At 65.6% G+C, this 256-nt stretch carries 1 protein-coding gene; it reads left to right on the top strand.

Features of this window, described 5'->3' with window-relative positions; all coding sequences use genetic code 11:
- Nucleotides 1-256 (top strand): AMP-binding protein (locus tag ACK4TH_RS13350; protein WP_409627131.1); only part of this gene is annotated, 256 nt, incomplete at both ends.

Genomic DNA, 256 nt, shown 5'->3' with positions numbered 1-256 from the left:
GGATCGCTCTCCGATCGTGCGCTTGCAGCCTCACCGGACTTCGCGGATGTCGCGCGCGCGCCCGACGATCTCGCCGCGATCCTCTACACCTCCGGCACAACCGGCCGCTCGAAGGGGGCGATGCTCACCCATGAGAACCTCGCCTCGAACGCGCGGGTTCTGGTCGAGACCTGGCGCTTCACCAAAGCGGATGTGCTCATCCACGCCCTTCCGATCTTCCATACCCACGGGCTCTTCGTCGCGACCAACGTGATCC

The organism is Tepidimonas sp., from assembly GCF_046292505.1.
GTDB lineage: Bacteria > Pseudomonadota > Gammaproteobacteria > Burkholderiales > Burkholderiaceae_C > Tepidimonas.
This window is presented reverse-complemented; position numbering and strand designations above follow the sequence as displayed.